The sequence below is a fragment of the Streptomyces fildesensis genome, assembly GCF_016107395.1.
In the GTDB taxonomy this organism is placed as follows: Bacteria; Actinomycetota; Actinomycetes; order Streptomycetales; family Streptomycetaceae; genus Actinacidiphila; species Actinacidiphila fildesensis.
Genome location: NZ_JAAIKO010000011.1, coordinates 118,863 through 141,013, shown reverse-complemented (window position 1 = coordinate 141,013; position 22,151 = coordinate 118,863). Strand labels below are relative to the sequence as shown.

At 70.4% G+C, this 22,151-nt stretch carries 19 protein-coding genes and 1 pseudogene; 11 read left to right on the top strand and 9 right to left on the bottom strand.

The window, feature by feature from the left end; all coding sequences use genetic code 11:
• Positions 1-154 precede the first annotated feature (154 nt).
• A pseudogene (locus C6N31_RS18410) lies at positions 155-1,263 on the top strand (M20 family metallopeptidase).
• 26 nt (positions 1,264-1,289) lie between these two features.
• Positions 1,290-2,018, top strand: a complete 729-nt coding sequence (locus C6N31_RS18405; RefSeq protein WP_138351546.1) for a DUF6585 family protein — start codon at positions 1,290-1,292, stop codon at positions 2,016-2,018.
• Positions 2,019-2,062: 44 nt separating this feature from the next.
• Here the strand turns inward: C6N31_RS18405 and C6N31_RS18400 are convergent, their stop codons facing one another.
• Positions 2,063-3,319, bottom strand: coding sequence for a YncE family protein (locus tag C6N31_RS18400; RefSeq protein ID WP_138351547.1), 1,257 nt, complete (start codon positions 3,317-3,319; stop codon positions 2,063-2,065).
• A gap of 298 nt (positions 3,320-3,617) precedes the next feature.
• Here C6N31_RS18400 and C6N31_RS18395 point away from each other — a divergent pair, with 298 nt between their 5' ends.
• Positions 3,618-4,814 carry a helix-turn-helix domain-containing protein gene (locus C6N31_RS18395; RefSeq protein ID WP_138351548.1) on the top strand — a complete coding sequence of 399 codons (1,197 nt, stop codon included), beginning with the start codon at positions 3,618-3,620 and terminating at the stop codon, positions 4,812-4,814.
• A 124-nt stretch (positions 4,815-4,938) separates the two neighbouring features.
• Entirely contained in the window at positions 4,939-5,973 is a 1,035-nt protein-coding gene (locus tag C6N31_RS18390; RefSeq protein WP_138351549.1) for a cation diffusion facilitator family transporter, read from the top strand.
• 28 nt (positions 5,974-6,001) lie between these two features.
• Here the strand turns inward: C6N31_RS18390 and C6N31_RS18385 are convergent, their stop codons facing one another.
• Entirely contained in the window at positions 6,002-6,409 is a 408-nt protein-coding gene (locus C6N31_RS18385; RefSeq protein ID WP_138351550.1) for a DUF2690 domain-containing protein, read from the bottom strand.
• 266 nt (positions 6,410-6,675) lie between these two features.
• On the opposite strand from C6N31_RS18385, the gene C6N31_RS18380 reads away from it, so the two are divergent.
• Positions 6,676-7,662, top strand: coding sequence for an NAD-dependent epimerase/dehydratase family protein (locus C6N31_RS18380; RefSeq protein WP_138351551.1), 987 nt, complete (start codon positions 6,676-6,678; stop codon positions 7,660-7,662).
• Positions 7,663-7,776: 114 nt separating this feature from the next.
• Positions 7,777-10,308: an FtsX-like permease family protein gene (locus C6N31_RS18375; RefSeq protein ID WP_198357853.1), complete on the top strand. Its 2,532-nt coding sequence runs from the start codon at positions 7,777-7,779 to the stop codon at positions 10,306-10,308.
• Positions 10,309-10,503: 195 nt separating this feature from the next.
• Here the strand turns inward: C6N31_RS18375 and C6N31_RS18370 are convergent, their stop codons facing one another.
• Both C6N31_RS18370 and C6N31_RS18365 read right to left on the bottom strand, forming a co-directional pair.
• Positions 10,504-10,869, bottom strand: coding sequence for a chaplin (locus C6N31_RS18370; RefSeq protein ID WP_138351553.1), 366 nt, complete (start codon positions 10,867-10,869; stop codon positions 10,504-10,506).
• Positions 10,870-11,150: 281 nt separating this feature from the next.
• Positions 11,151-12,017: a LysR family transcriptional regulator gene (locus tag C6N31_RS18365; protein ID WP_138351554.1), complete on the bottom strand. Its 867-nt coding sequence runs from the start codon at positions 12,015-12,017 to the stop codon at positions 11,151-11,153.
• Positions 12,018-12,192: 175 nt separating this feature from the next.
• Here C6N31_RS18365 and C6N31_RS18360 point away from each other — a divergent pair, with 175 nt between their 5' ends.
• Positions 12,193-13,086, top strand: coding sequence for an MBL fold metallo-hydrolase (locus C6N31_RS18360; RefSeq protein WP_138351555.1), 894 nt, complete (start codon positions 12,193-12,195; stop codon positions 13,084-13,086).
• Positions 13,087-13,116: 30 nt separating this feature from the next.
• On the opposite strand, the gene C6N31_RS18355 is transcribed toward C6N31_RS18360, so the two are convergent.
• On the bottom strand, positions 13,117-14,178 hold the full coding sequence (locus C6N31_RS18355; RefSeq protein ID WP_138351556.1) for an alpha/beta hydrolase family protein: 1,062 nt from the start codon (positions 14,176-14,178) through the stop codon (positions 13,117-13,119).
• Positions 14,179-14,294: 116 nt separating this feature from the next.
• Here C6N31_RS18355 and C6N31_RS18350 point away from each other — a divergent pair, with 116 nt between their 5' ends.
• The 3 genes from C6N31_RS18350 to C6N31_RS18340 all read left to right on the top strand — a co-directional run bounded on the left by C6N31_RS18350 (position 14,295) and on the right by C6N31_RS18340 (position 16,516).
• Positions 14,295-14,921, top strand: coding sequence for a GNAT family N-acetyltransferase (locus C6N31_RS18350; RefSeq protein ID WP_138351557.1), 627 nt, complete (start codon positions 14,295-14,297; stop codon positions 14,919-14,921).
• An 89-nt stretch (positions 14,922-15,010) separates the two neighbouring features.
• Complete coding sequence (locus C6N31_RS18345; protein ID WP_138351629.1) at positions 15,011-15,829, top strand: PaaX family transcriptional regulator C-terminal domain-containing protein; 819 nt, start codon at positions 15,011-15,013, stop codon at positions 15,827-15,829.
• Positions 15,830-15,898: 69 nt separating this feature from the next.
• On the top strand, positions 15,899-16,516 hold the full coding sequence (locus C6N31_RS18340) for a hypothetical protein (protein WP_138351558.1): 618 nt from the start codon (positions 15,899-15,901) through the stop codon (positions 16,514-16,516).
• A 58-nt stretch (positions 16,517-16,574) separates the two neighbouring features.
• Here the strand turns inward: C6N31_RS18340 and C6N31_RS18335 are convergent, their stop codons facing one another.
• Entirely contained in the window at positions 16,575-16,796 is a 222-nt protein-coding gene (locus tag C6N31_RS18335; RefSeq protein ID WP_138351559.1) for a hypothetical protein, read from the bottom strand.
• A 9-nt stretch (positions 16,797-16,805) separates the two neighbouring features.
• On the bottom strand, positions 16,806-17,273 hold the full coding sequence (locus C6N31_RS18330) for a PaaI family thioesterase (RefSeq protein ID WP_138351560.1): 468 nt from the start codon (positions 17,271-17,273) through the stop codon (positions 16,806-16,808).
• Between the two features lie 155 nt (positions 17,274-17,428).
• Here C6N31_RS18330 and C6N31_RS18325 point away from each other — a divergent pair, with 155 nt between their 5' ends.
• Positions 17,429-18,361: a GNAT family N-acetyltransferase gene (locus C6N31_RS18325; protein WP_138351561.1), complete on the top strand. Its 933-nt coding sequence runs from the start codon at positions 17,429-17,431 to the stop codon at positions 18,359-18,361.
• 56 nt (positions 18,362-18,417) lie between these two features.
• Here C6N31_RS18325 and C6N31_RS18320 read toward each other — a convergent pair whose 3' ends face one another.
• Both C6N31_RS18320 and C6N31_RS18315 read right to left on the bottom strand, forming a co-directional pair.
• Positions 18,418-19,962, bottom strand: a complete 1,545-nt coding sequence (locus tag C6N31_RS18320) for an ABC transporter substrate-binding protein (RefSeq protein WP_138351562.1) — start codon at positions 19,960-19,962, stop codon at positions 18,418-18,420.
• On the bottom strand, positions 19,959-22,049 hold the full coding sequence (locus C6N31_RS18315) for an NACHT domain-containing protein (protein ID WP_198357852.1): 2,091 nt from the start codon (positions 22,047-22,049) through the stop codon (positions 19,959-19,961). The genes C6N31_RS18320 and C6N31_RS18315 overlap by 4 nt, the downstream gene beginning before the upstream one ends.
• Positions 22,050-22,151 lie beyond the last annotated feature (102 nt).

Below are 22,151 nucleotides of genomic sequence, written 5' to 3'. Positions count from 1 at the left end.
GTCACATCCGTGGCCGTGGTCGCGTCCGTCGGACCGGAACGCAGCGATACCGCCACTCCTGAGATCACATCCGAGGAGGCAGCGTGCTGTTGTTACTGCGGGTCGAGATGGAGCCGGGCCGGTGACCGCGGGAGCGGTGACCGAGCTGACGGCGATGCTGGCCGACCTGGAGGAACTCGTCGTCTGTGAGTCCTTCTCCGCCGACCATGCGGCTCTGGCCCGCAGCGCCGAAGTGGTCGGCGCGCTGGGCGCACGGCTGCTGGGCGTCGAGCCGGAGCGGATCGTGATCGAGGGCGTGACACACCTGCGATGGGTGTTCGGCACGCCGCGGGTGCTGCTGGTGGGGCATCACGACACGGTGTGGCCGACGGGGTCGCTGCGAAGCCATCCCTGGTCGGTGGTGGACGGGTTGGCCAGGGGCCGGGGGTCCTGGACATGAAGGCAGGGCTGGTGCAGATGTTCCACGCATTGGCGTCGCTGCCGTCCCTGGAGGGTGTGTGCGTGCTGGTCAACGGCGACGAGGAAGTGGGATCGCCGACCTCGCGGGAGCTGATCGAGCAGTCCGCGCGTGGGTGCGCGGCCGCGTTCGTCCTGGAGGCTTCCGCGAAGGAACAGGGTGCGCTGAAGACGGCCCGCAAGGGCACGTCACGCTACGAGGTGGTGGTGCACGGCAAGGCCGCGCACGCCGGTCGGGAGCCGCACAAGGGAGTCAACGCCGCGGTCGAGGCGGCCCACCAGGTCCTGGCCATCGCTGACTTGGCGGCCTCCGTCAATGGGTCCGGCGTGAGTAATGCCGGCTCCGCCCTGGGAGCCGCGACCATCACGCCCACGCTCCTCTCGGCCGGCAGCACCCTGAACACGGTGCCCGCGCTCGCGAAGATATCGGTGGACGTCCGGGTGCCGAGTCCGGAGGCGCAGGACCGGACGGACGCTCTGATGCGGGGGCTGACCGCCAGAACGGACGGGGCGCGGCTGGAGGTGCTGGGCGGCAGGAGACGACCACCCATGGAACCGGAGTCGTCAGCCGAGCTGTTCGCCCTCGCCGCGAGAGTCACCACGGAACTGGGTCAGGAGCCACTGCGGGGGATCGCCGTCGGCGGTGCGTCGGACGGCAATTACACCGCGGGCGTGGGCTGCCCCACGCTGGACGGCCTCGGCGGTGTCGGCAGCGGCGCCCACGCGGACTCCGAACACGTCGTGGTCGACCGGATCATTCCCCGCACCCGGCTGCTGGCCCAACTGATCGCGCGGAAACAGCGATGATCCCTGAGCGATCGAAGAAGACGTCCATGACAGCAGCGAACACTCTGCCGCCCGAAGCCCGCGAACTGGCAGCGCAGCATCATCTCGGCGCGCTGCAGGGCTCGTTCACCCCCAAGCCGATCGGCAAGGGGCTCGTTGCGCTCCACCTCTTCGCGACCGTCAACCTCCTGGCGATGTTCGTGATCCCGGGCCTGCTGTACTACTGGTGGTTGAGCCGGCTGCCGAACTTCAGCCGCAGACAGGCGGCGAAGCGTCTGCACTTGTTCGAGCACGGACTCATCGTCCACCCGCAGTTCGGCGACGGCATCGTCGCCCTCCGCTGGGAGTCCGTCCGGCTCTACCAGAACATCACCCAGACGTTCATCAACGGTGTTCCCGGCCCCACCACCTACACCTACTCCGCGGTCGGCCCGGGCAGGACGAGCGCGACGATCACCGAGTTCTACGACGGCCCCCAGACCTGGGGGCCGTGGATGCAGAACGCCGTGGTCCGCGCCCAGGGCCAGGCAGCCCTCGAAGCGGTCCTCGAGGGCGGGACCGTGAACTTCGGTTCGTTCACGCTCTCCCGCACGGGCCTGGGCGCCCGTGCCAAGGGCCAGCTGCCCTGGTCCCATGTCCAGGAATGCCGCGTCACCGCAGGCAGGGTTCATGTCATGAGGACGGGAGCAGCCACCCCCTGGTCCAGTGACCCGGTCGGCGACGTCGCGAACCTCCACCTCTTCCTCACCCTCGCCGCCAACCTCGCCCCGGAGTGACCGACCCGCGGCAGCCACCTCCGCCGCATCGTCGTCCCGTACCGTCAGCCGGTGGCCGGTCCGGTCCAGTCGGCGGCCACGTGGCCGAGGCGGACGCGCTGCGGGTGGTAGCCGACGGGGACGGAGAGGATCTTCTGTCCGGTGGCGAAGTCGATCGCGGTGATCTGGTTCGCTCCGCTCTCGGAGATGATGCAGGACTTGCCGTCCCCGCTCAGCGTGGCCCAGTACGGTTTCGACGCCGGAATGAGCGGGCCCTCCTGCAGTGTCGTCCGGTCGACGACCGTCGCGTAGTCGTCCACGGTGCCGGCGACGCAGAGCTTGGCACCGTCCGGACTCATCGACAGGCCGTGGTCGCGGGAGTCGTTGGGCCAGGTGGTCCGGTCCGGATCGGTGGCCGGGTTCTCCGGCAGGGTCTTGACCCGGGTGATCGTGTCCGTGGCGACCGAGTACTCGACGAAGCCGTTGAAGAAGGACACCTGGAAGTACAGCTTCGACCAGTCCGGGGAGAACGCCACCGGGCGGACGGCATTGGAGAGGTCCGAGCGGCCGAACGCGTTGAGGCGGGCCCGCATGTCGATGGTCCGGATCGGCCGGTAGGTGGCGCCGTCGACGACGGTGATGTGCCGGTCGCCCTTGGTCCAGTCCCACAGTGGGGCGTCGAGGTTCGTCTGGACCTCACCGATCGACATGTTCCACAGATACTTTCCGTCCTCGGTGAAGACGTTCTCGTGCGGCTTGTCGCCGGTCGGGAACGAGCCGAGCTGCCGGCCGGTCTGGATGTCGATCACAAAGGCTGCGTTCGCCAGGGAGGCGGAGACGACGACGCGGCGGCCGTCGGGGGAGAGCGCCATGTGGTCGGATCGGTAACCAGCGACCCCGTAGCGCCAGTTGACCTTCCCCGTGGCGAGGTCGAGCGAGACCACGTCCCCGAAGCTGGGTCGGGAGACGACCACGGACTTTCCGTCCGGCGTTGTGTACATGTCGTCGACGTACTGGTCGTGGCCCTCGCCGGGGCCTTGCTGGATGGCGAGGTAGATGGCGAGCCGTACCGGGTTGAGGTAGATCTCGGTGAGCCGCTGGACCTTGTCGGGGATCACGTTGATGTGCCCGACCTTCGCGAACGTGCCGGTGGAGCGGACCACATCGGCGGTGCCGTCCCAGTTGTTGCCGACGAACAGCACCTCCTTGAGGGGGTCGGCGGCTCTGGGCTCGGCGCCGGCCGGAGCGGTGCACAGGGCGGCGAGGGCCAGGGTTGCGGCGAGCAGCACGAGGGAAGTCCTCGGGCGCTTGACTGCGGTCATGGAAACTCCGGGGGTCGGATGCATCGAACGGGGGCTGGATGACCGGGAGTTCACAGCGGCCCGGGCGGAGACGGCGCGGCGCCGTGCCGGACGGCGGGGTCTCCAGCACGGCACACCGGTGTTACTTTTCGGTAGTCCAAAGGAAACCAAGGCGGCTCGCACCACCGATAGGCAGCGGTCCCCAATGACCTGGCCTTCGGTTGTGAATCGGCACCAAGCGTCCCTGGATACCGGGCGGAGGCGGTAAGACGTGGTGGCTGAACCGGGTCGTAGCGCTCTCACCGCGGTGTTCCGGGCCATGGCAGGCGACCCGGCCGTCGTCGACGAGGTCGTCGCGGCGGCGCGTGCCGAGTCCGCTGAGGTGGCCAGGCTTCCGCCCGCGGAGAACCGGCGGCACGTCGAGGTGATGCTGGCTGCCGGGCTGGCCGCATTCGTACGACCCGGGCAACCCGGCGATCCGGAACGCGGACCGGAACGCGGACCGGAGCTCGGACCCGACTCCGGCCCCGAGATCCACCCCCAGGTCCGGCCGGATGTCGATCCGGACTTCGAGGCGGCCGCCCTGCTGGGTGCCGACCGGGCCGCGCAGGGCGTGCCGATCACCGCCCTGCTGCGCGGCGTCCAGGCGGGCCGCAGCCGCGCGGTGCAGATCGCCATGGAACGGGCCCGGGCGGCAGGCGTGCCCGCGGAGCTCATGCTGGAGGTTCTGCTGGAGTCGGACCGCTACACCGGCGCGCTGGAGATTCACGTCATCACCGGCTACCACGATGCCGAGTTGGAGCTGGCCCGTACGGCGCGCGACGCCCGCACCCAGGTGTTGCGCCGGCTGCTGCTCGACGACGCCCGCACGCTGACCGCCGACGAGCTGGCCGAGACCGGGCTGCAACCGCACGGGCAGTACCACTGTGTCGTGTCGGATGTGACCGACCCGCTGCGCGCCCGCGCTATGGAGCGGCAGCTCGCGACCAACCCCGGCCTGTTCGGCCTGGTCGACGGCAAGCTGACCGGAATCGCCGGCCGGCTCCCCGCGTCCGGACCGCCCGACGCCCAGGCGCTGGTGGTGGTCGCACCGCAGGCCCCGCTGGACCGGATCCGCCCCCTGTACGCACTGTGCCTGAACGCTCTTGGAGCCGCGGAAGAGCTCGGCCTGCGCGGCCTGCACCACGTCACCGACCTCGCCGGGCAGAGCGCGCTGTCCACCCAGCCGGCCATGGCGGACCTACTGAGCCGGACCCTCCTCGGAGCCCTCGACCCGGCGGATTCCTTCCACCGGCAACTCGCGGCGACCGTGCTCGCCTACCTCGATCACGGGCAGCGCTTCGACCGCACCGCGACGGCCCTGCACGTCCACCCGAACACCATCCGCTACCGGCTCACCCGCTTCGAGGAAACCGTCGGGACGTCGCTGGAGGCCGTCACCGTGGAGAGCCGGGCGGCCGTCATGGACACCCTGCACTGGTGGTGGGCGCTGCGGACCTGGCTCGGACCGCCCTGACGCGGCTCCCGTGGGTCTCCGACCGGTGACGGCGCGTCACCGGACGGAGCCGGGTGTGCGGGTGTTCCATCGGTCGGTACGGGTAGGCGAAGCCGACAGTAGCGATCGGGAGGGCAGTCCGCTGATGACACAGCAGTCCGAGAAAGCGGCCGGGTCCCGGTCGGAAGAGGACAGCAAAACCAAGGTCACGATCATCATGGCGCTCGGTGCCAATCTGGTCATCGCCGTCGCCAAGGCCGTCGGAGGGCTCTTCGCGGGATCTCCCGCCCTGCTGTCCGAGGCCGCCCACTCGGTGGCGGACAGCATGAACGAGGTCTTCCTGCTGGCCTCGCTCAAGCGCAGCAAGCGTGCCCCGGACAACGAGCACCCGTTCGGCTACGGCAAGGACCGGTTCTTCTGGTCGCTGCTCGCCGCGGTCGGAATCTTCACGATGGGTGGCTGCTTCTCGGTCTTCCAGGGTGTCGAAGCGCTGCATTCGAGCGGTGAGGAGAGCCGTTCCGGCTATCTGGTGGGACTCGGCGTCCTGGTCGTCGCGCTGCTCGCCGAGGGGGCGTCGCTGGCGAAGGCGCTGCTGCAGGTGCGCGGGCAGGCCCGCGAGGCGGGCCGGGGCCTGCTGCAGCAGATCCGGGTGGCCGACGATCCGGCGCTGCGGACAGTCATGGCCGAGGACGGCACCGCCGTGATCGGTGTGTTGCTGGCCATCGCCGGAATGGCGCTGCACATGGCCACCGGGCAGGTGCAGTGGGAGGCCGGCGCGTCCCTGGCCATCGGCGTTCTGCTCATCTACGTCGCCTACCGGCTCGGCAAGGACGCCCGAGGGCAGCTGATCGGTGAGGCCGTCGATCCCGGGCTGCAACTGCGGATACGGTCCTTCCTGGCAGAACAGCCCGAGATCGACGCCGTCACCTCGCTGCTGACCATGCGGCTGGGCATGGACTCCACACTGGTCGCCGCGCGGGTGGACCTGGTGGGCGGGCTGGACAGCGAGGAGGTCGAGGAGATCTCCGGGCGGATCAAGAGCGAGATGCGGGAGAAGTGGCCGACGGCCGACCACGTCTTCCTCGACATCACCCACGCCTCGGACCAGGACCGCTCCCGGGCCGGCCGGGACCGGGAGATCCTCGACGGGGCGGCCACGGAACACCCCGCAGGTCACTGAGGGGCCCGGGGGACTCCAGTCCGGTGCCCTAGTACCAGCCGGTGCAGATGACCGTGCCGTTGTAGCCGCAGGCCCTCATGACGTAACCGGCGTCGTTGAAGGCGGGTGTGAACGTGCCTGTGCCGGACCGCAGGTACGTCATCCCCATCGGGCCCGTCCACGTCGCTCCGCCGTTGGACGACCGGTCCACCCACACCTGGTTGCCCAGCTTCGACCGGCTGATCCGACCCCACGCGCAGCGGGTGGACGCGTTGTAGCGCAGCTCGATGATCATGTTTCCGTTGTGTGCGGTCTTCTTGCTCACCGCGCTGCTCGTGTCGCACACCACCGGTGCGCTCGATGCCGCGTCGGCGGCGGGGGCCAGGGTGAGCAACCCGCCCCCGATGAGGGCGATGGCACCGATTCCGGCGGCGATCCGGCGCTTGAACACTGACATCCGCGGTCCTCTCGACAGGTTGTCGGATCAGGCCGGCACAGCCCGGATCCCACAGTGATGACCCCCGCAACAGGGGACGAACGGGATAAGCCTCTCCTATCGGGAGCTTGTTGCGCGGTGATTGCGCCGCGTGTCACCCGCCCGAGCCACAGCGGACTCCGCCCCGCCCGGGACCTCGCTACGAGGGCCGCTCCGCTCTCGGCGAACCTCTCAGCTGTCGGTGAAGTGGGGGCGCGCGGGGTCGCCGTCGGTGTTTGAGTGGGCGGATGGAGATCCTGGTATTGGGTGGAACGGCATGGCTGGGGCGCGAGGTCTCGCGACTGGCGCTGGAGCGTGGGCACCGGGTGACGTGCCTGGCCCGCGGGGAGAGCGGCCAAGTCGCCGAGGGCGCGACCCTGGTGGCCGCGGACCGGCGCGACGCGTCGGCCTACGAGATTCTGGCGGGCCAGGACTGGGACGCCGTGGTCGAGGTGTCCTGGCAGCCGGGCTTCGTCCGTGGGGCGCTGACGGCACTCGGCGAGCGGGCGGGGCACTGGTCGTACGTGTCGTCGGTCAGTGCGTACGCGTCGCATGCGCAGCCGGACGCGGACGAGTCGGCCGAGTTGCTCCCGGCTGCCGAGGGGGACGAGGTCGGGCGTGAGGAGTACGGGGAAGCCAAGGTGGCGTGCGAGCAGGCCTCGACGGCCGCGGTGGGGGGCCGGCTCCTCATCGCCCGGGCAGGACTGATCGGCGGCCCCGGTGACCACAGCGGCCGCACCGGGTACTGGGTCGGGCGGGCGGCCCGCGAACCGTTGGCTCCGATGCTCGTACCCGATTCCCCCGGGATCCCGACGCAGGCGGTCGACGCCCGGGACCTCGCGGCATGGCTGCTCGACTGCGCGGAGAAGAGGACGACCGGGACGTACAACGCGGTCGGACCGATCGTGCCCTTCGGGGAGTGGATCGCGCTGTCACGGGAGATCGGCGGGCACACCGGCCGGGTGGTGAAAGCCGATCCCGGCTGGCTGCTCGCGCAGAAGGTCGGCGAGTTCATGGGTCCGGAGTCACTCGCGATGTGGATGACCGACCAGGACTGGCTCGGCTTCAGCGCTCGCAACGGCGACGCGGCGAGCGCGGCCGGCCTGCGACACCGGCCTCGGGCCGAGCTGCTGGCGGACACCTTGCGCTGGGAGCGCCAGGAGGGTCTGGACCGGCCGCGCCGGGCCGGGTTGAGCAGCGAGCGGGAGCGGGAACTGCTCGACGCTCTGGGGTGAGTGGGGCCCGGTTACCCTGGTGGGACGGGAGCGGCCGACGCTCCCGAACCACGGGGGTGGGTAGCTGTGCTGCGTGTGACGTTGGCCGGACTCAGGGCGTACAAAGTACGGCTGTTGCTGTCATCGGTGTCGATAGTGCTCGGGGTCGCGTTCATCGCGGGCACGTTCATGATGACCGACTCGATCCATCAGGTTTTCGACCACAGCTACGCCCGTGCCGCGGAGAACGTGGACGCGGCCGTGCAACCGTCGGACGCCGCGAAGCAGCGGCTCGCGGCACAGCCCGGTGTCACGGTCCTCACCCCGGAAGTGCTGAACGCCGTGCGCCGTGTCGACGGGGTGGCCGCGGTGGCCGGGCGGCTCAAGGCGCCGGCACCGATGCGGGACATCGACGGGCAGGTGATGACGACCGACGGGATCGCCGGCAGCGCGCTGGCGATCCCGGACGACGTCGCACTCAGCGGCGGCACGGTCGTCGAGGGAACACCGCCGCACCGGCCCGATGAGGCGGTGGTCGACAAGGACACCGTCGCGGAACGGCATCTGACGATCGGTCAGGATGTTCAGGTCGTCGCGCACGATCAGCAGGTGCGGCGGTTCCGGCTGGTCGGGGTCATGGAGTTCGGGGTGGACAACCGGGCCAACGGCTTCACGGTCGTGGGCCTGCAGCCCGGCGTGGCATTGTCCGTCACCGGGCATACCGGCTACGACCAGATCGATGTACGTGCCGCCGCCGGGGTCTCGCAGTCCCAACTGGCAGAGCGCATCCGTGCGGTGCTCGGTCCGTCCGCCGACCTCTCGGTCCTGACCGGGCAGCAGTTCACCCGGGCCACGCTGCTGCACCGCGCGAAGATCGCCGGAAACCTCCCGCAGATCCTCCTGGTCTTCAGCGTCACGGCCCTGCTCGTCGCGGCGTTCGTCATCTACAACACGTTCACGATCCTGGTCACCCAGCGGATGCGGCAACTGGCGTTGCTGCGCTGTGTGGGCGCGACCCGGAACCAGGTGTTCGTCAGCACCCTGCTGGAGGCGGCGGTGGTCGGGTTGCTCGCCTCGGTGGCGGGACTCTTCGCGGGGATCGGCATAGCGGCGGGGCTGCGGTCCGTGGTCAGTGCCCTGTCCACCGCCACGGTGCCCGCGGGCGGTGTCGTGGTGCACAGCACCACGGTTGTCGCCGCCCTGACAGCCGGGATCGTCGTGACGGTGGTCGCCGCGGCGGTACCGGCGCGCGCCGCGACGACGGTGGCGCCGATATCCGCCGTACGCCAACAGCCGGACACGACTGCTTCCCACGGCCGGGTCGGCGCGTTGCGGCTCTGGACGGCGACCGTGCTGGGCTTCACAGGGATGGCCGTCATCGCGATCGGCACCCGCTCGACGGATCTTTACGCCGGCATCAAGGTGATCGGTACGGGGTGCGCGTTGGTCTTCCTCGCGGTCCTGGCGATCGGGCCGGACGTCGTGGGACCACTGACGCGGATCCTGGGCTGGCTGCCGGCCAAATTGCTCGGCACCCCGGCGAAACTGGCGGCCGCCAATGCGCGGCGCAACCCGCGGCGGACCGCGACGACGATGGCGGCGCTCTCCGTCGGCGTCATGCTGATGAGTCTGTTCACCGTGATCCAGGATTCGGCCATGGTCACCCAGTCGCAGTGGATCGAGTCCCACAATCCTTACGACTACTCGGTCGACCCGCTCGCCGGTTCCGACCAGAGTGTGCCGTTCGCCGTGGCGGCGGAGCTGCGCAAGAAACCTCAACTGGCCCATGTCGCCGCGGTCGACGGTACGAAGACCGATGTGAACGGGCGGCCGTCGGATGTGGGTGCCGTCGAATCGAGCGCCTACGGCTCGCTCTTCCGGCCGAACGTGCGCAACGGCTCCCTCGCCGACTTCACCGCCGGCACGGCCGCCGTCTCCAACGAGCTCGCCGCCACGCTGCACCTGAAGCTCGGTGACACGGTGAAGGTCGCGACCCCGCGGGCCGGCACGGTCGCGGCCCGGCTCACCCTGATCTACCAGGTCTACACCGGGCACGGAATCGACTGGTTCGACGTCCTCCTGCCCCGCGACGACTTCCTCCGCGGCTTCGCACCCGCCGGTGACAGCCAAGTGCGGATCCTGGCCAGGGAAGGCGTGAACATCGTCGAATCGCGCACGGCCGTCCAGGACGTCGTCTCCGCGCTCCAGCTGCTCCACATCGGCAGTCTCGCGGAGAAGAAATCGGACCTGTCCGGCAGTGCGCAGTCGACCCTGACCCTGTTCACCGTGATGCTGGCCATGGCGATCGTGATAGCCGTCCTCGGCATCGCCAACACCCTTTCCCTGTCAGCCGTGGAACGCTCCCGGGAGTCCGCACTGCTGCGCGCCCTGGGGCTCTCGCGCGGCGGGATGATGAAGATGCTCTGGGTGGAGGCCGTGCTGACGGCCCTGCTGGGCACCCTCATCGGGCTGCTGCTCGGGGTGTCGTTCGCCGGGGCGTTCGAGCATCTCATCGGCCACAGCCAGGGCGGCGCCGTACTCAGCGTCCCGATCGCGAAGCTGGTCGCGTATGCGCTGATCGCCACGGGGGCGAGCCTGTGTGCGGCCCTGCTGCCGGGCAGCCGTGCCGCGCGTGCGTCGGTGGTGGCGGCGTTGGCGGACGCCTGATTTCCGTGCCGACGTCGCTTTTTTGGGGAGCCGCGGCGGACAGCGCCTCATGCAGAGGATGCGCGGGAATGCCGATGCCGATGGGTCCGGCGGTCGTCCGGCGGGCCCATCGGCATCTTCTGATCAGCGTGTGCCCTGTGGCGAGCCGAACCTTCCTCGGGGGGATGTCCGGCACACCGTCGAGCAGGCCGCGAATCAGTGGTCGCAGTCGTCCTTGCCGCCGTGACCCTTGCTGCCCTGCTGTCCGCTCTCGTGGTGGGTGCCCTGCGGGCGGCCGTGGGTGTCGCCGCCGCGGCCGTCGTCGCCGGTCATGTGGTGATCCGAGGAGTTCTCACAGGTGTTGCCGAACGCGGGGTTCAGCAGACCGATCACGTTGACCGTGTTGCCACAGAGGTTGACCGGGATGTGCACGGGCACCTGGATCAGATTGCCGGACAGGACACCGGGCGAACCGACGGCCGCCCCGTGCGCACCCGCGTCGGCGGAGGCCATGCCCGCACCGGCGAACAGGGCGGATCCCATGACGGCGATGACCGTAGTGGCCTTGGTGAAACGCGACATCAACAACTCCTTGTGGAGGAAGTGCCGCACGGGTTGCGGCACATACCCCACGATCAACACCACACATTCACCACGAAAACCGCCCCAACACGCCGACTTTGCACGGACGAGAACGGCATCTCACCGCAACGGAGCACGCGACCCCCGCCGTTGCCGGAAGACCAGCACGTTCCATGGGGGACGCAAGCGAAAGCCCGCTGCATGATCATCGCGTTCGCGATCGATCAAGGGAGCGGCCGGGAGTAGCCGGGCCGAGTTGCCTGCCGACGGCAGTTTGCGGTTCAGGCCGGTCGGTAGACGGTTGCGGCGAGGTGGACGAAGGAGCGGATCAACGGGTTGGTGTCGCTGCTGTTCCAGGCGATGACGAGATCGCTGGACGGCATGTCGATCAAGGGCACGGAGGTCAGGCCCTCGGGGAGGGCGTGGGCGAGTGGCGCCAGTCCCACGGCGCCGTCCCACAGGACGGACTGCAGGCACTCGTGCACGGTGCGCACGACCGTCCCGTCCCGTCGGTGGGCGGTGGCCGGCGGGCCGTTCCAGAAGGCCCGCCACGCGGGATCGGTCCCTTCGGGCAGCTGGAACCATCGCCGGTCCGCGAGATCGTCCGGTCGCAGGCTCTCACGGTCGGCGAGCGGGTCGTCGGTTCGCAGGACCACGCCGACAGGGTCGGAGCGCAGCACGCGGACCGTGATGCCGGTGTCGTCGAAGGGTGCCCGGGTCAGGGCCACGTCCACCAGGCCGGCCCGCAGTCCGGCGGTCGGGTCGGTGAAGTCGGCCTCGCGGATGCGGACCCGGGCGCTGGGGTGGCGTTTCCGGTAGGCGGCGGCCAGCCGGGTGTCGACCTGTTCGGCGCTGTCGGCGAGGGTCCCGATGGTGAGGGTGGCGGTGCCGCCCGCGGCCGCTACCCGGTTACGGAGCTGTTCGACCTGGGACAGCAGGGTGCGTGTCTCGTCGTAGAGCACGGCCCCGGCGTCGGTGAGCGAGACACCGGTGGGGGTGCGGTGCAGCAGTGCGCAGCCGAGATCGGACTCCAGTTGCTGGACGGCCCGGCTCAGGGGTGGCTGGGTCATGTGCAGTCGTGCGGCGGCCCGGCCGAAGTGGAGCTCTTCGGCGACCGCCACGAAGTAGCGCAGCGTCCGCAAGTCCATGAACAGCAACGATACCCGCTCAGTATCGGCGGGCAGGAATCGGTCTTGGACACCTGGCGCATCCCGCGGCTGACTGGGACCACGGGGCCTGCCACGACAGGCACCGGACGGACCGCCGGGTGTCGTCACGGCACTGCCGGCTCGGTTCGATCGCCGACAAGACCCAGGAGCCACGATGGCCGAACACGTCCTGCAGGACCCCGTCGTACAGGTCACGGAGGTGCGGGAACTCGCCCGTGACCTGGTGGTCATCCCGGATCGGCGGGTCCAGCTCGTCCCGAACATCGGCATCATCGGCGGTCAGGAATCCGTTCTGGTCGTCGAGACGGGCCTGGGCCCCGCCAATGCCGCGAAGGTGCTGGAGTTCGCGGCGGACTACGCCAGGGGCCGCCGGCTGTTCCTGACCACGACGCACTTCCACCCCGAGCACTCCTTCGGGGCACAGGTCTTCGCCGGCGAGGCGACGTTCCTGGTCAACCGGGCCCAGGCCGAGGACCTGAAGGTGAAGGGCGCCGGCTATCTGGAGATGTTCAAGGGGCTCGGGGAGCCGGTGGCGCGCCGGCTGCGGGGAGTCGAACCGGTGGAACCCGATGTCGTCTACGACGAGGCGTACGACCTGGACCTGGGAGGCCGGGTGGTCCAGCTGCGGGCCACCGGGCGGGCGCACAGCAAGGGGGATCAGGTGGTGAGAGTGCCGGACGCCGATGTCCTGTTCACGGGCGACCTCGTGGAGGCCGGCCAGTTCGCCATCTTCCCGTGGTTCCCGCCGTACGACGCCGACGTCTCGGGCACCCGCTGGCTTGCCGTGATGCAGCGGCTGGCCGCCGAGGGCGCGAAGGTCGTGGTTCCCGGTCACGGTGACGTCGGCGGGCCGCAACTGCTGGCGGACGTCCGCGACTATCTGCGGCTCCTGCGCGACGAGACGTGGATCCGCCGCGATTCCGCCGTCGGCGAGCAGACGATCATCGACGAGATATCGGCGCTGATGATCGAGCGGCACCCGGACTGGGCCGGTCAGGAGTGGATCGAGAAGGGCGTCAGCTGCCTCTGCTCGGAACATCCCGCGTGAGACACGGCCGCGACCGGCGGGAGGCGCGGATCACCGGGCCGTCCCGCCGGGGGCGCGGAGCTCCCGCAGGAACTGCCGTTGGTCGTCGAGGAAGCCGTCCGCGAAGAGGGATCGCGGGGCGAAGAGGGCGGTGAGGGTGATCCTGAGGTCCGACTCCTCGACGGAGTGCTTGACCAGCGAGTGATTCGCGTCGGCGTAGTGCTGGACGGTGAGCCGGCCGGCGGGCGCCAGCACGGCGCGGTAGACGGACTCCGTGTCGGCGGTGTCCACATTGACGTCCTGGCCCGCGAGGGCGAGCAGCACCGGTATGCCGCGCAGTGCGGGCAGATCGGCTGTCGCGTCCGAGGTGTAGTTCCTGGTGATGAACCCCCAGCGGCCGGCGGTCATCGCGTCCGGGCCGCCCATGGTCCGCACGTACTCCTCGAAGGTCGCCCGCCGTTCCAGCAGGCGGCGTGTGGTGTCGCTCCTGACGGTCTCCCGCTGGATGCGCGCGGGGGTGGCGCCTTCCGCGCGCAGTTCGGCGAGGAGGTTGAAGCGGCCCTGCCGCAGCCAGTTGATCGCGGGGGAGAGGGCGATGACGAAGGCCACGGCTGTCCGCGCGGCGATCTTCGGGAGCACCCAGCCGGCCTGGCTGGCACCCCACAGCCCGATCCGCCCGGTGTCGATGTCCGGACGGGAGCGGGCCCAGGCGATGGCGGCCGCGGCCTCGTCCGCCCGGTCGTCCATCGACTGGCCGAGCCAGTCCCCGGGCGTGCCGCCGACGCCGGGCTTGTCCCAGGACAGGGAGGCGTAGCCGCTGCGCGCGTACGCCTCCCACAGGGGTTCGTACCCGCCTTCGTGGGTGGCATCGACGGGACCGTCGCCGTGGACGAACACGACCAGCCCGTGCCGGGTGCGGCCGTCCCGGGGCGTGCTGAGGACGCCGCTGAGCGTATGGCCGCCCTGGCGGACGACGACACGGTGCTCGTCCATGTCGTAGGAGTTCTGCCACAGCACCACGCCGCCGAGACCCGCGGCCACCAGCAGCACCGCGACGAGCGACCAGACGGCTGCGCGCAGCCGTCGACGTGGGGGCGTGTTCCCTGACCGCATGAATTGCCTCCTGGGTATCGAACGAGATCATAACTATCGCATAAGATACGATCGTGAGAAGGATGATAGATACAGAGGGTCGGCGATGACGATGACGACAGGGGTGCGGGGACGACATGGGAGCTGATGCGCGGACAGGAATCGTGGTCCGGCGGGGGGTTGCCGCCGGCTCGGAGCGGCGGGCGGCCGAGCTGTACTGGGAAGCGTTCGGCCGCAAGCTCGGCCCCGCGCTGAACCCGCAGGACCGGGCGGTGCGGTTCATCGCGGACCACCTGAACGCCGACCGTGCCGTGTGCGCGTACCTCGACGGGCGGCTCGTGGGTCTCGCCGGCTATCAGCACGGCGGCCGGGCGCTCACCGGGGGAACGGCCTGGGACGTCCTGCGCGCATACGGCGTCCTCAAGGGCCTCAGGGGGGTGCTGATCCTCGCCCTGTTCGAACGCCGGCCCACGGACTCCGGTCAGCTCGTCATGGACGGCATCGCCGTGGACTCCCAGGTCAGAAGCCGGGGCGTCGGCAGCCTCCTCATCGAGGAGGTGGCCGCAGTGGCGGCGGAGCGCGGCTGCCGCGAGATCAGGCTGGACGTGATCGACACCAATCCGCGCGCCAGGGAACTGTACGAGCGGCGGAGCTTCTCGGTCGTCCGGACCGAACACACACCCTACTTGCGCTCGCTCCTCGGCTTCGGCTCCGTGGCCACCATGCTGCGCGCCGTCCCGGCCTGTCAGGATGGGACACCGTGACCGATCATCAGCCGCCGCCGTCCCCGTCGCACCGCACCGGGCCCCCGCCCGACGCCGGGGCGGCCGGACCCGTCGAGGTCCCGACCCGCATGCTCGTCGACGCGTTGCTCCGCGAGGACGGCACCGTGGACGCCGGCGAACTGTACGACGTCGCCGGCGCACTCGCCATGAGCGACCAACAGGTACGGCTGTGCATCAAGCGGCTCGTCGCCGAGGGCGCCTTCACCCACGAAGGCCGTGGCCGCAAGGCACTGCTGCGGGCCACCGCCGACACCGTCCGCGCGATCGCACCCGACATCGAGTTCGTCCGCTACGCCTTCCAGCAGGACGCCGGGCTCGCGCCCTGGGGCGGCACCTGGCACCTGGCCGCCTTCGCGGTACCCGAAGCGTCCCGTACGGCCAGGGACGCCCTGCGGGAAGCGCTCCTGCGCCTGGGCGGAGCGGTCCTGCAGGGCGGCCTGTACGTCAGCGCGAACGCGTGGGAGCCCTACGTCGAGGACGAAGCCCGCCGCCTCGGCGTGCTCGACCGCGTCACCTTTCTCACCTCGAACGACCTGCGCAGGGGCGACCTGCGGGAACCCGTCGCACTCGCCCGTGAACTCTGGCCCCAGCAGACCATCGCCGACCGCTACCACCGCCTCGGCGCGGTGGCCAGGCCCCGGCTGGAGCGTCTCAACGACCCGGTGGAACTCACCGCACCCGAACTGCTCACCATCGCGGTGGAGATCGCCGCGGAGTTCACCCGCGCCATGGAACCCGACCCGCTGCTCCCACCGGAGCTGTTGCCGCAGCCTTGGGCCGGCAGCCAGGCCAGAGAACTCGTCGCCCGCTGCTGGTCGTTGCTCCGTGAACGGGACCGCGGCGAGGCCGGGCCGCGGATCTTCCGGCTCTACGGGGACGTCACCTGAGAGCTTCAGGCGCGTTGCTGAGTGCCGGCAGGGCGGCCCGGGTACGTGCGATCGGTAGTCTCGCCCGGTATGGGACTGGACATCAACGTGATGATCGCCGCCTGGTCATGGCTGGGGGAGGCGCCGCCCCAGGAGCGGTTGTCGCGGTTGAGGGATGGCTGGTACGCCGACGAGACAGGGCTGTGGGACCACGGGGCGCCGGCGGTCGAGGGCGACTGGGTGCGGCCGGGCGGGCCCGACGCTGCCTTCTTCGCCGTCCATGAGTTCCGGCGCACCTGCGGCTCGTTCAAGGCGCACTTCTGGGCGGGGCAGCGGTGGGAGTCCGTGCGTGACCATGCCGATCCACTGCTGCGGACCGGGTTGGACGCCCTGCTGCTCGGCTTGATCTGGGAGGGGCCGGACGGTGCGGCGCAGCACACGGATCCGGGGTTCTTCCCCGACGACCCGGGCATCACCTATGGCCTGCTGCTCGCCCGGTCACCGGAGAGCGTGCGGGAGCTGGCCGTGACCTGGGAGCAGGTACGGCCCCGGCTCGGCGGGTTGCGCGCGGCCTTCTCCGAGCATGCCGCCGCCCCCGAGGCCTGGGTCGGCGACTTCGACGCGTTCACCGACCTGTTGGAGGACTGGGGCCGCGTCCTCGCCGAGGCCGCCCGGCGGGGCTGGGGCGTCGTGGGGCTCAGCGAATAGGGCCGGGCGCCCCCACCACCGGGAGCATCGCCCGACAGGACCTGTCGGTCACCGGTCGTCAGGCGTAGAAGCTGCGCTGCCAGCGGTGCTTGGCGAGCACGGCGAGCTGGTCGGCGGTGTGGCCGTCCGTGCCGGCGGCGGTGTGTCCGCTGACCTGGAGGTGGGCGATCAAGTGGTCGCCGAGGTCGGTCCAGACCCTGGTGCGGATGTCGTAGGCGAAGCCGTGCGCGGCGGCGGGTGGCGGAGCGCTGCCGGGCCGGGCGGCCCGGGTCGGAGTCACCGATCCCTGTCAGCCCGTTGTGGGACTGCGGCGGATGCTCCAGCTGAACGTGCCCCGGCACACCAGGGTTCCCGCCGCATCGGTGACGTCGGCGACGGTGGTGATGCGGGCCCGGGTCGCCTTGCCCGACAGCACCGGTCGCAGCACACGGCGGGCCTCGGCGTCGAGCCGGCAGGACGCCAGGAGCTTGCCGCGGGCCGGCGCCCGGAAGTCGAGTGACGCGGTCGCCCCGAGCGGAACGACGTGCTGGAAATCGTCCGCGGCCTCGCACGCGGCGATGATCGCCGCCAGCCCCGCGGCGTCGACGAGCGTGATGAGACCGCTGGAGTGCAGGGAACCGATGACGCTCGTCATCTCCGGCAGCGTCACCATGGCGACCTCGGCGGCGCCGTCGGCGGCGCGCAGGACTTCGAGCCCCGCCGCCCGGTGGGCCGGTATCGGTTCCAGCAGCGCGCGAGCCAATGTCGTGACGTCCACGGGCGCAGCGTGACAGCGCGGGTGAACGCGGGAGTGGCCGCAGCCCCAACATCGCGCGAAAGAAGGTGGTCCGGGACCGGTTGCGCGCTATAGGTTCGCCGGGCGGCATCGATCACCGCGCCGCCCACCGCGCCCCCGAACGGACAAGGCTCCCTGTGACGCTCATTCGCATCGCCCGCGCCGATGAACTCCCCGCCCTGGTCGAGCATCCCGGTGATGCCGAGCGTAACGCCGCGACCCGCGAGTATCTCGGCGGGCTCCTCGACAGCGGGTGCACGCGGCCGCAGTGGTGCCTGGTCGCCGAGGGCGGCGACGGGCAGCCGGCCGGCAGCGCGGTGCTGTGGACCATACCGGGCCACGAAGTCCCCCTCGCGATGGTGCTGTTCGAAGCGCCTGAGGGCTCACCCGAGACAGGCACGGCACTGCTCGACGCGGTGGCCGCGCAGGCCAGGGAGCTCGGAGCGACCGAACTGGAACACGTCCTGGACTCGCCCGCCCAGGCCCCGCAGTTCCAGCGCGACCCCCAGCGCCGGGAGGAGCTCCTGCGGGGCGCGGGGTTCGAGCTCATCCGTGACGGGCTGCGCTTTCGCCGCACGCTTTCCGGGGAGCTGCCCGCGGATGACGACCGGCTGGACTTCCGTTCGCTCGCCGTCATCGGCCGGGAGCCGTTCATCGACGCACTGGAGGAGCTCCTCGCGGACACCGCTGATGCGCGCCTGGCAGCCGACGTGGCGAAACACGGGCTGCGGCCCGCGGCCGAGCTGCTCTTCGAGGAGACCTCCGGGCTGCGGCACGAACCGGAGTGGTGGGAGGTCGGCTACGCCGCGGACGGCACTCCTGCCGTGGTCAGCCTGCCGGCCGAGAACCCCAGCGTGCCGGTGATCGGATTCGTCGGCGTCACACCGGCCCACCGGGGCAAGGGGTACGCGGCCTCGGTCGTCAGCCGGAGCACCCGCATTCTCGCGGCGAACGGCGCGACCGAGATCCGTGGCGACTGCGACCGGGCCAATGTGGCCATGGCCAAGGCGTTCCGGAGCGCCGGGTACGAGAACTTCGCAGGCCGGCTGGAGTTCAGCCGCGCGCTCTGATCCCGCATGGCGCTCACGGCCCCCGCCCGGAGCCGTGGACTGCTCGGCAGGACCGCTCAGCCGCCGGTGCGGATCGAGCAGTTGGCGTCCGGGGCGCGACCGGCGGGCCAGGCCAGCCGGTCGAAGGCGGCGGACTTGGTCACCGGGTCCAGATGCACGATGGCGACCGCCTTGTTGTAGGGGTTGCCGTACTGGTCCAGGCAGATCCAGCCGCCGGCGCCGTTGACGCGGTTGCCGCCGTGCAGCCGGAGCCAGCTGTTGGCCACCTCGTCCAGGGTGGGCATCTCCACCTTGCCCACGGTGTCGTTGCGGATGCCGCTGATGGCCGTGGTGACGGAGTCGTACGTGATGATGGTGCGCGAGTCCGAAAGCGAGGTCCGGCCGATGCCGGTGGCCGAGGTGTTGCCGAACAGCGTGGCGAGATCGGCGAGTTCCTTGTACGCCCTCCTGGAGCCGCCCGGCGTCTCGGGACCGTCGCCGCTCCAGGAGTCGGGGTGCGCGAGGGCGGCATAGCGGACGGTGATTCCGGAGCCCGCGGTGAGCGAGCCCCACTGGTCCTGGAACTTGGTGTCCACGGTCAGGGTGGAGGCGTGCGAACCGCTGATGACCGTGTAGTGCTTGGCGCAGTTGCGGCGTCCGAGCTCGATGAGGAACTGCCGCAGCTGCACCGGACGCCCGGCGAAGTAGATGGTCTTGGCGTCGGAGGAGCAGATGTCCGGGACCATCTGGTGGAAGTCGTTGGAGAGGTTGCCCTCGTCGTTGAAGTCGGCGGGTGACCGGAAGGTCTCCGGAGCGTGCGGTGCGCCCTTGGCGAGCTTCTCGAAGGCCTGGCGCAGGGTCGTGAGGTAGTTGTCGTCCTGCCGGACGTCCTCCACCACCATGGTCTCGGCGGGTTTGATGTCCGATCCGAAGGAGCCCAGGGCGGCTGCCTGGTCGGAGTTGCTGGGCGCCACGCGGGCCAGGCCGGGGTAGGCGTGCGGGCGGGCGGCGCTGTTCATGATGTCGTCCGCGGTCATGGGCCCGGCGACCACCGGAATGCCCTTGCCCGCGGTGAGGAAGGCGATGGCCTTCTCGGTCTCCTTGAGGCTGATGTTGATGCCCGTGACGGCGCGGAGGTTCTCGGTCGGTGAGGCGGCGGCGTCGGCGAGCTGCTGGGCCACCGGCTCCCAGAACTCGTAGTTGCGGCCCGGGTTCGCGAGCAGCAGCCGGATGGGCGGCCGCTGCCCGTTGGCCTGGTGGTTGGCGCGGTACTGGGCGAGATAGGCGCCCTGGACCTGCTCGGTGAACTCGTGCTGCTCGGCCGGGTTGTCGGAGATCATCGGGATCATCAGGGCGACGGTGGCCGGCGACTTGTCGGCGATGCTGTCGTTCTCGGCCTTGATGCGCCCGAAGACCGGAGCCAGCGCTTCGGTGAAGTGGAAGCCTCCGTCGGTGACCCCGGTGCATTCGCTCTTCGTGCCGCGCTTCTCGACGCCGTGCGCGCAACCCGTGTCATCCGTCACCAGCCAGGCCACGAGGAAGTAGCCGCCCAGGCCGAGTACGACGGCCGCGGCACCGAGTACCAGGGCGCGGTAGAGCCTTCCGTCGGGCAGTAGCTTCATGTGCCGGACACTCCGTAGGTCTGCAGGTTGGGCGCCTGGGTCCAGTGGTGCAGTTCTTGCGGCCACTCCTCATGGGCACGGAAGAAGATCTTCTGAGCCTCCGGCCCGCTGTTCTGGGCGAGGGTGAGCAGTTGCAGCCCGATGCTGTTGATCGCGGCAGCCGTGGGGATCGACAGCGGCTGGGACAGGTGCCACAGCTGGTTCACGAGGAGCCGGACGGCCTGGTGGACGGGATGATCGGCTTCGGCCGCGCAGCCCGGACACGGCACGGTGTCGTCGGCGGGGGCGGGCAGGGTGTCCGGGGGAGCGGGTGCCGCGCAGACGAGGTTCAGGGCGGACAGCCACCCCGTGGCGTCCTGCTCGGTGAACCGCCGGTGCAGACAGCGCACGACGAGGTCCGTCTCGCCCAGCGCGAGCGAGTGGTGCAGATAGCGCGTGTCGGGGCGATGGGCGGCACCGCCCTGGTCGTACGGGTCGTACAGGGACCGGCAGCGCCGGTGGATGGTCTTCCACGGCTCGGCGCCGGGGACCCGGCCGGTGCGGGCACTCAGTTCGTGCAGCAGCAGAAGCCGCAGGGGGGCGTCGCCGACGAACGGTCCCTCGACACCGGCCCAGGGCACGTGGGACCACTGGTTGTCGCGCAGATGGGCCAGCGCCTCCTGGACCGGGACACCGCCCGGGTCCTGCGGCGGGTAGACCGTGCTGAGCCGGTACGCGGCCGTGTCGTCCAGCGCCGGCGCGTAGTAGGTGAGCCGCTCGCGGGCCACCTCGTCCGGGATCAACCCCTCCAGCAGCCTGCCGTTCACGGACGGTCCCGGGTCGGCGGCGGCCGGAATGTCGAGGAGCCCCACGAGGCTGATGTCCTCGCGCAGCCGGACACGTCGCGCGACGGCCTGGACCAGACGGTGGGCGACGCCCGCCCGCCCGCCGCTGAGGCGCAGGATGAGCCGGGCGGCACCCGGTGGCGGGTGGTCCTCCTCGAACATGTCCTTGACCTCGTCGAGATCCAGTTGCGCCAGCCGCAGCGGCACGATCCAGTCGGCCGCCGCGTTCGGCCGGTCCTCCTGCCAGAAGGACCGGATCACGCGCCGTGTCGACGGCGCTGTGTCGTCGTCCCGCACCGGCGCGACCTCCTGCAACGCCGTGGCGACGACGACCGGCCGCATCACCCTGCGGGACCCGGCCGCCTCCTCGTGCCACACCCGCACCAGCTCGTCCAGGAACACCCGGCCCAGCGGGCTGTGGACGTTGTCCAGGAGCAGCAGCGGACGCGGCACGCCGTTGGCCACCTGCAGGAAGCCGTAGTGGTCCGCGATGTCCGCAAGCAGCGCGGCGATCAGGAACCGTTCGGCCAGCTGCCGGTCCTCCGCGTCACCGCGGAACTTCATCGCCAGTTCCGTCAGCTGGTCGTGGGCATCGCCCTGCTGCGCCACCTGTCGGCTCGCCCACCACGTCAGACCGCCCCGGTGCGCGCGCGGGCTGAACAGCTCGGCGGCGACGATCCGCAGCAGGGCCCGCACCATCGCGTCCATCCCCGCGGGCAGCGGCAGCGGGCCGACCGCCTGGATGACCTCGTCGACCCAGGCCGCGGCCTTGTCCCTGCGCCTTTGCTGGTCGGGCTGGCTCGCTCTGAGCAGTTCCGCGAGCCGCCGCTTCGCTGCGGCCAGTTCCTCCGGCCGTACCGCGTGCCCGGGGTTGTCGGCGCTCTCCGCCTGCCACCCGCTCACCGCGAGGAGTCCCTGCGTCAGCCGGGGGAAAGACATCTTCTTGCCGAATTCCGCGGGTTTCCGGCTCAGCCGGAAATTGAGATAGAAGAGCAGATCAGACGTACGGGAGGCATTCGCCGTGGTGTCCTCGGCCAATGCGGCGAGTCCCGGTTGGCCGAAATCGATCGCCGCGAGATCCGCGTGTGCCTGGGGTATGCGCTGTGCGTACTGTTCCGCGAGGGCCGCAAGAGTGGCGCTCTTGCCCGAGCCCCGCCCGCCGACGCATCTGATCAGCAGCGGATGACCCCGGCGTGGTGGGTCGATGCGCCCCGTGCCGCTCGGCTTGAGCCCGACCAGCGAGGGCACCAAGGTTTCCAGCAAGACCGTCCCCCCGTACAGCCTCGACATGATCCCCCCGGTCGCCCGCCTCAATGGTGCGCAGCAGCATTGACAGGAGAATAGGCGACCTGGCCAAGGCCCGTA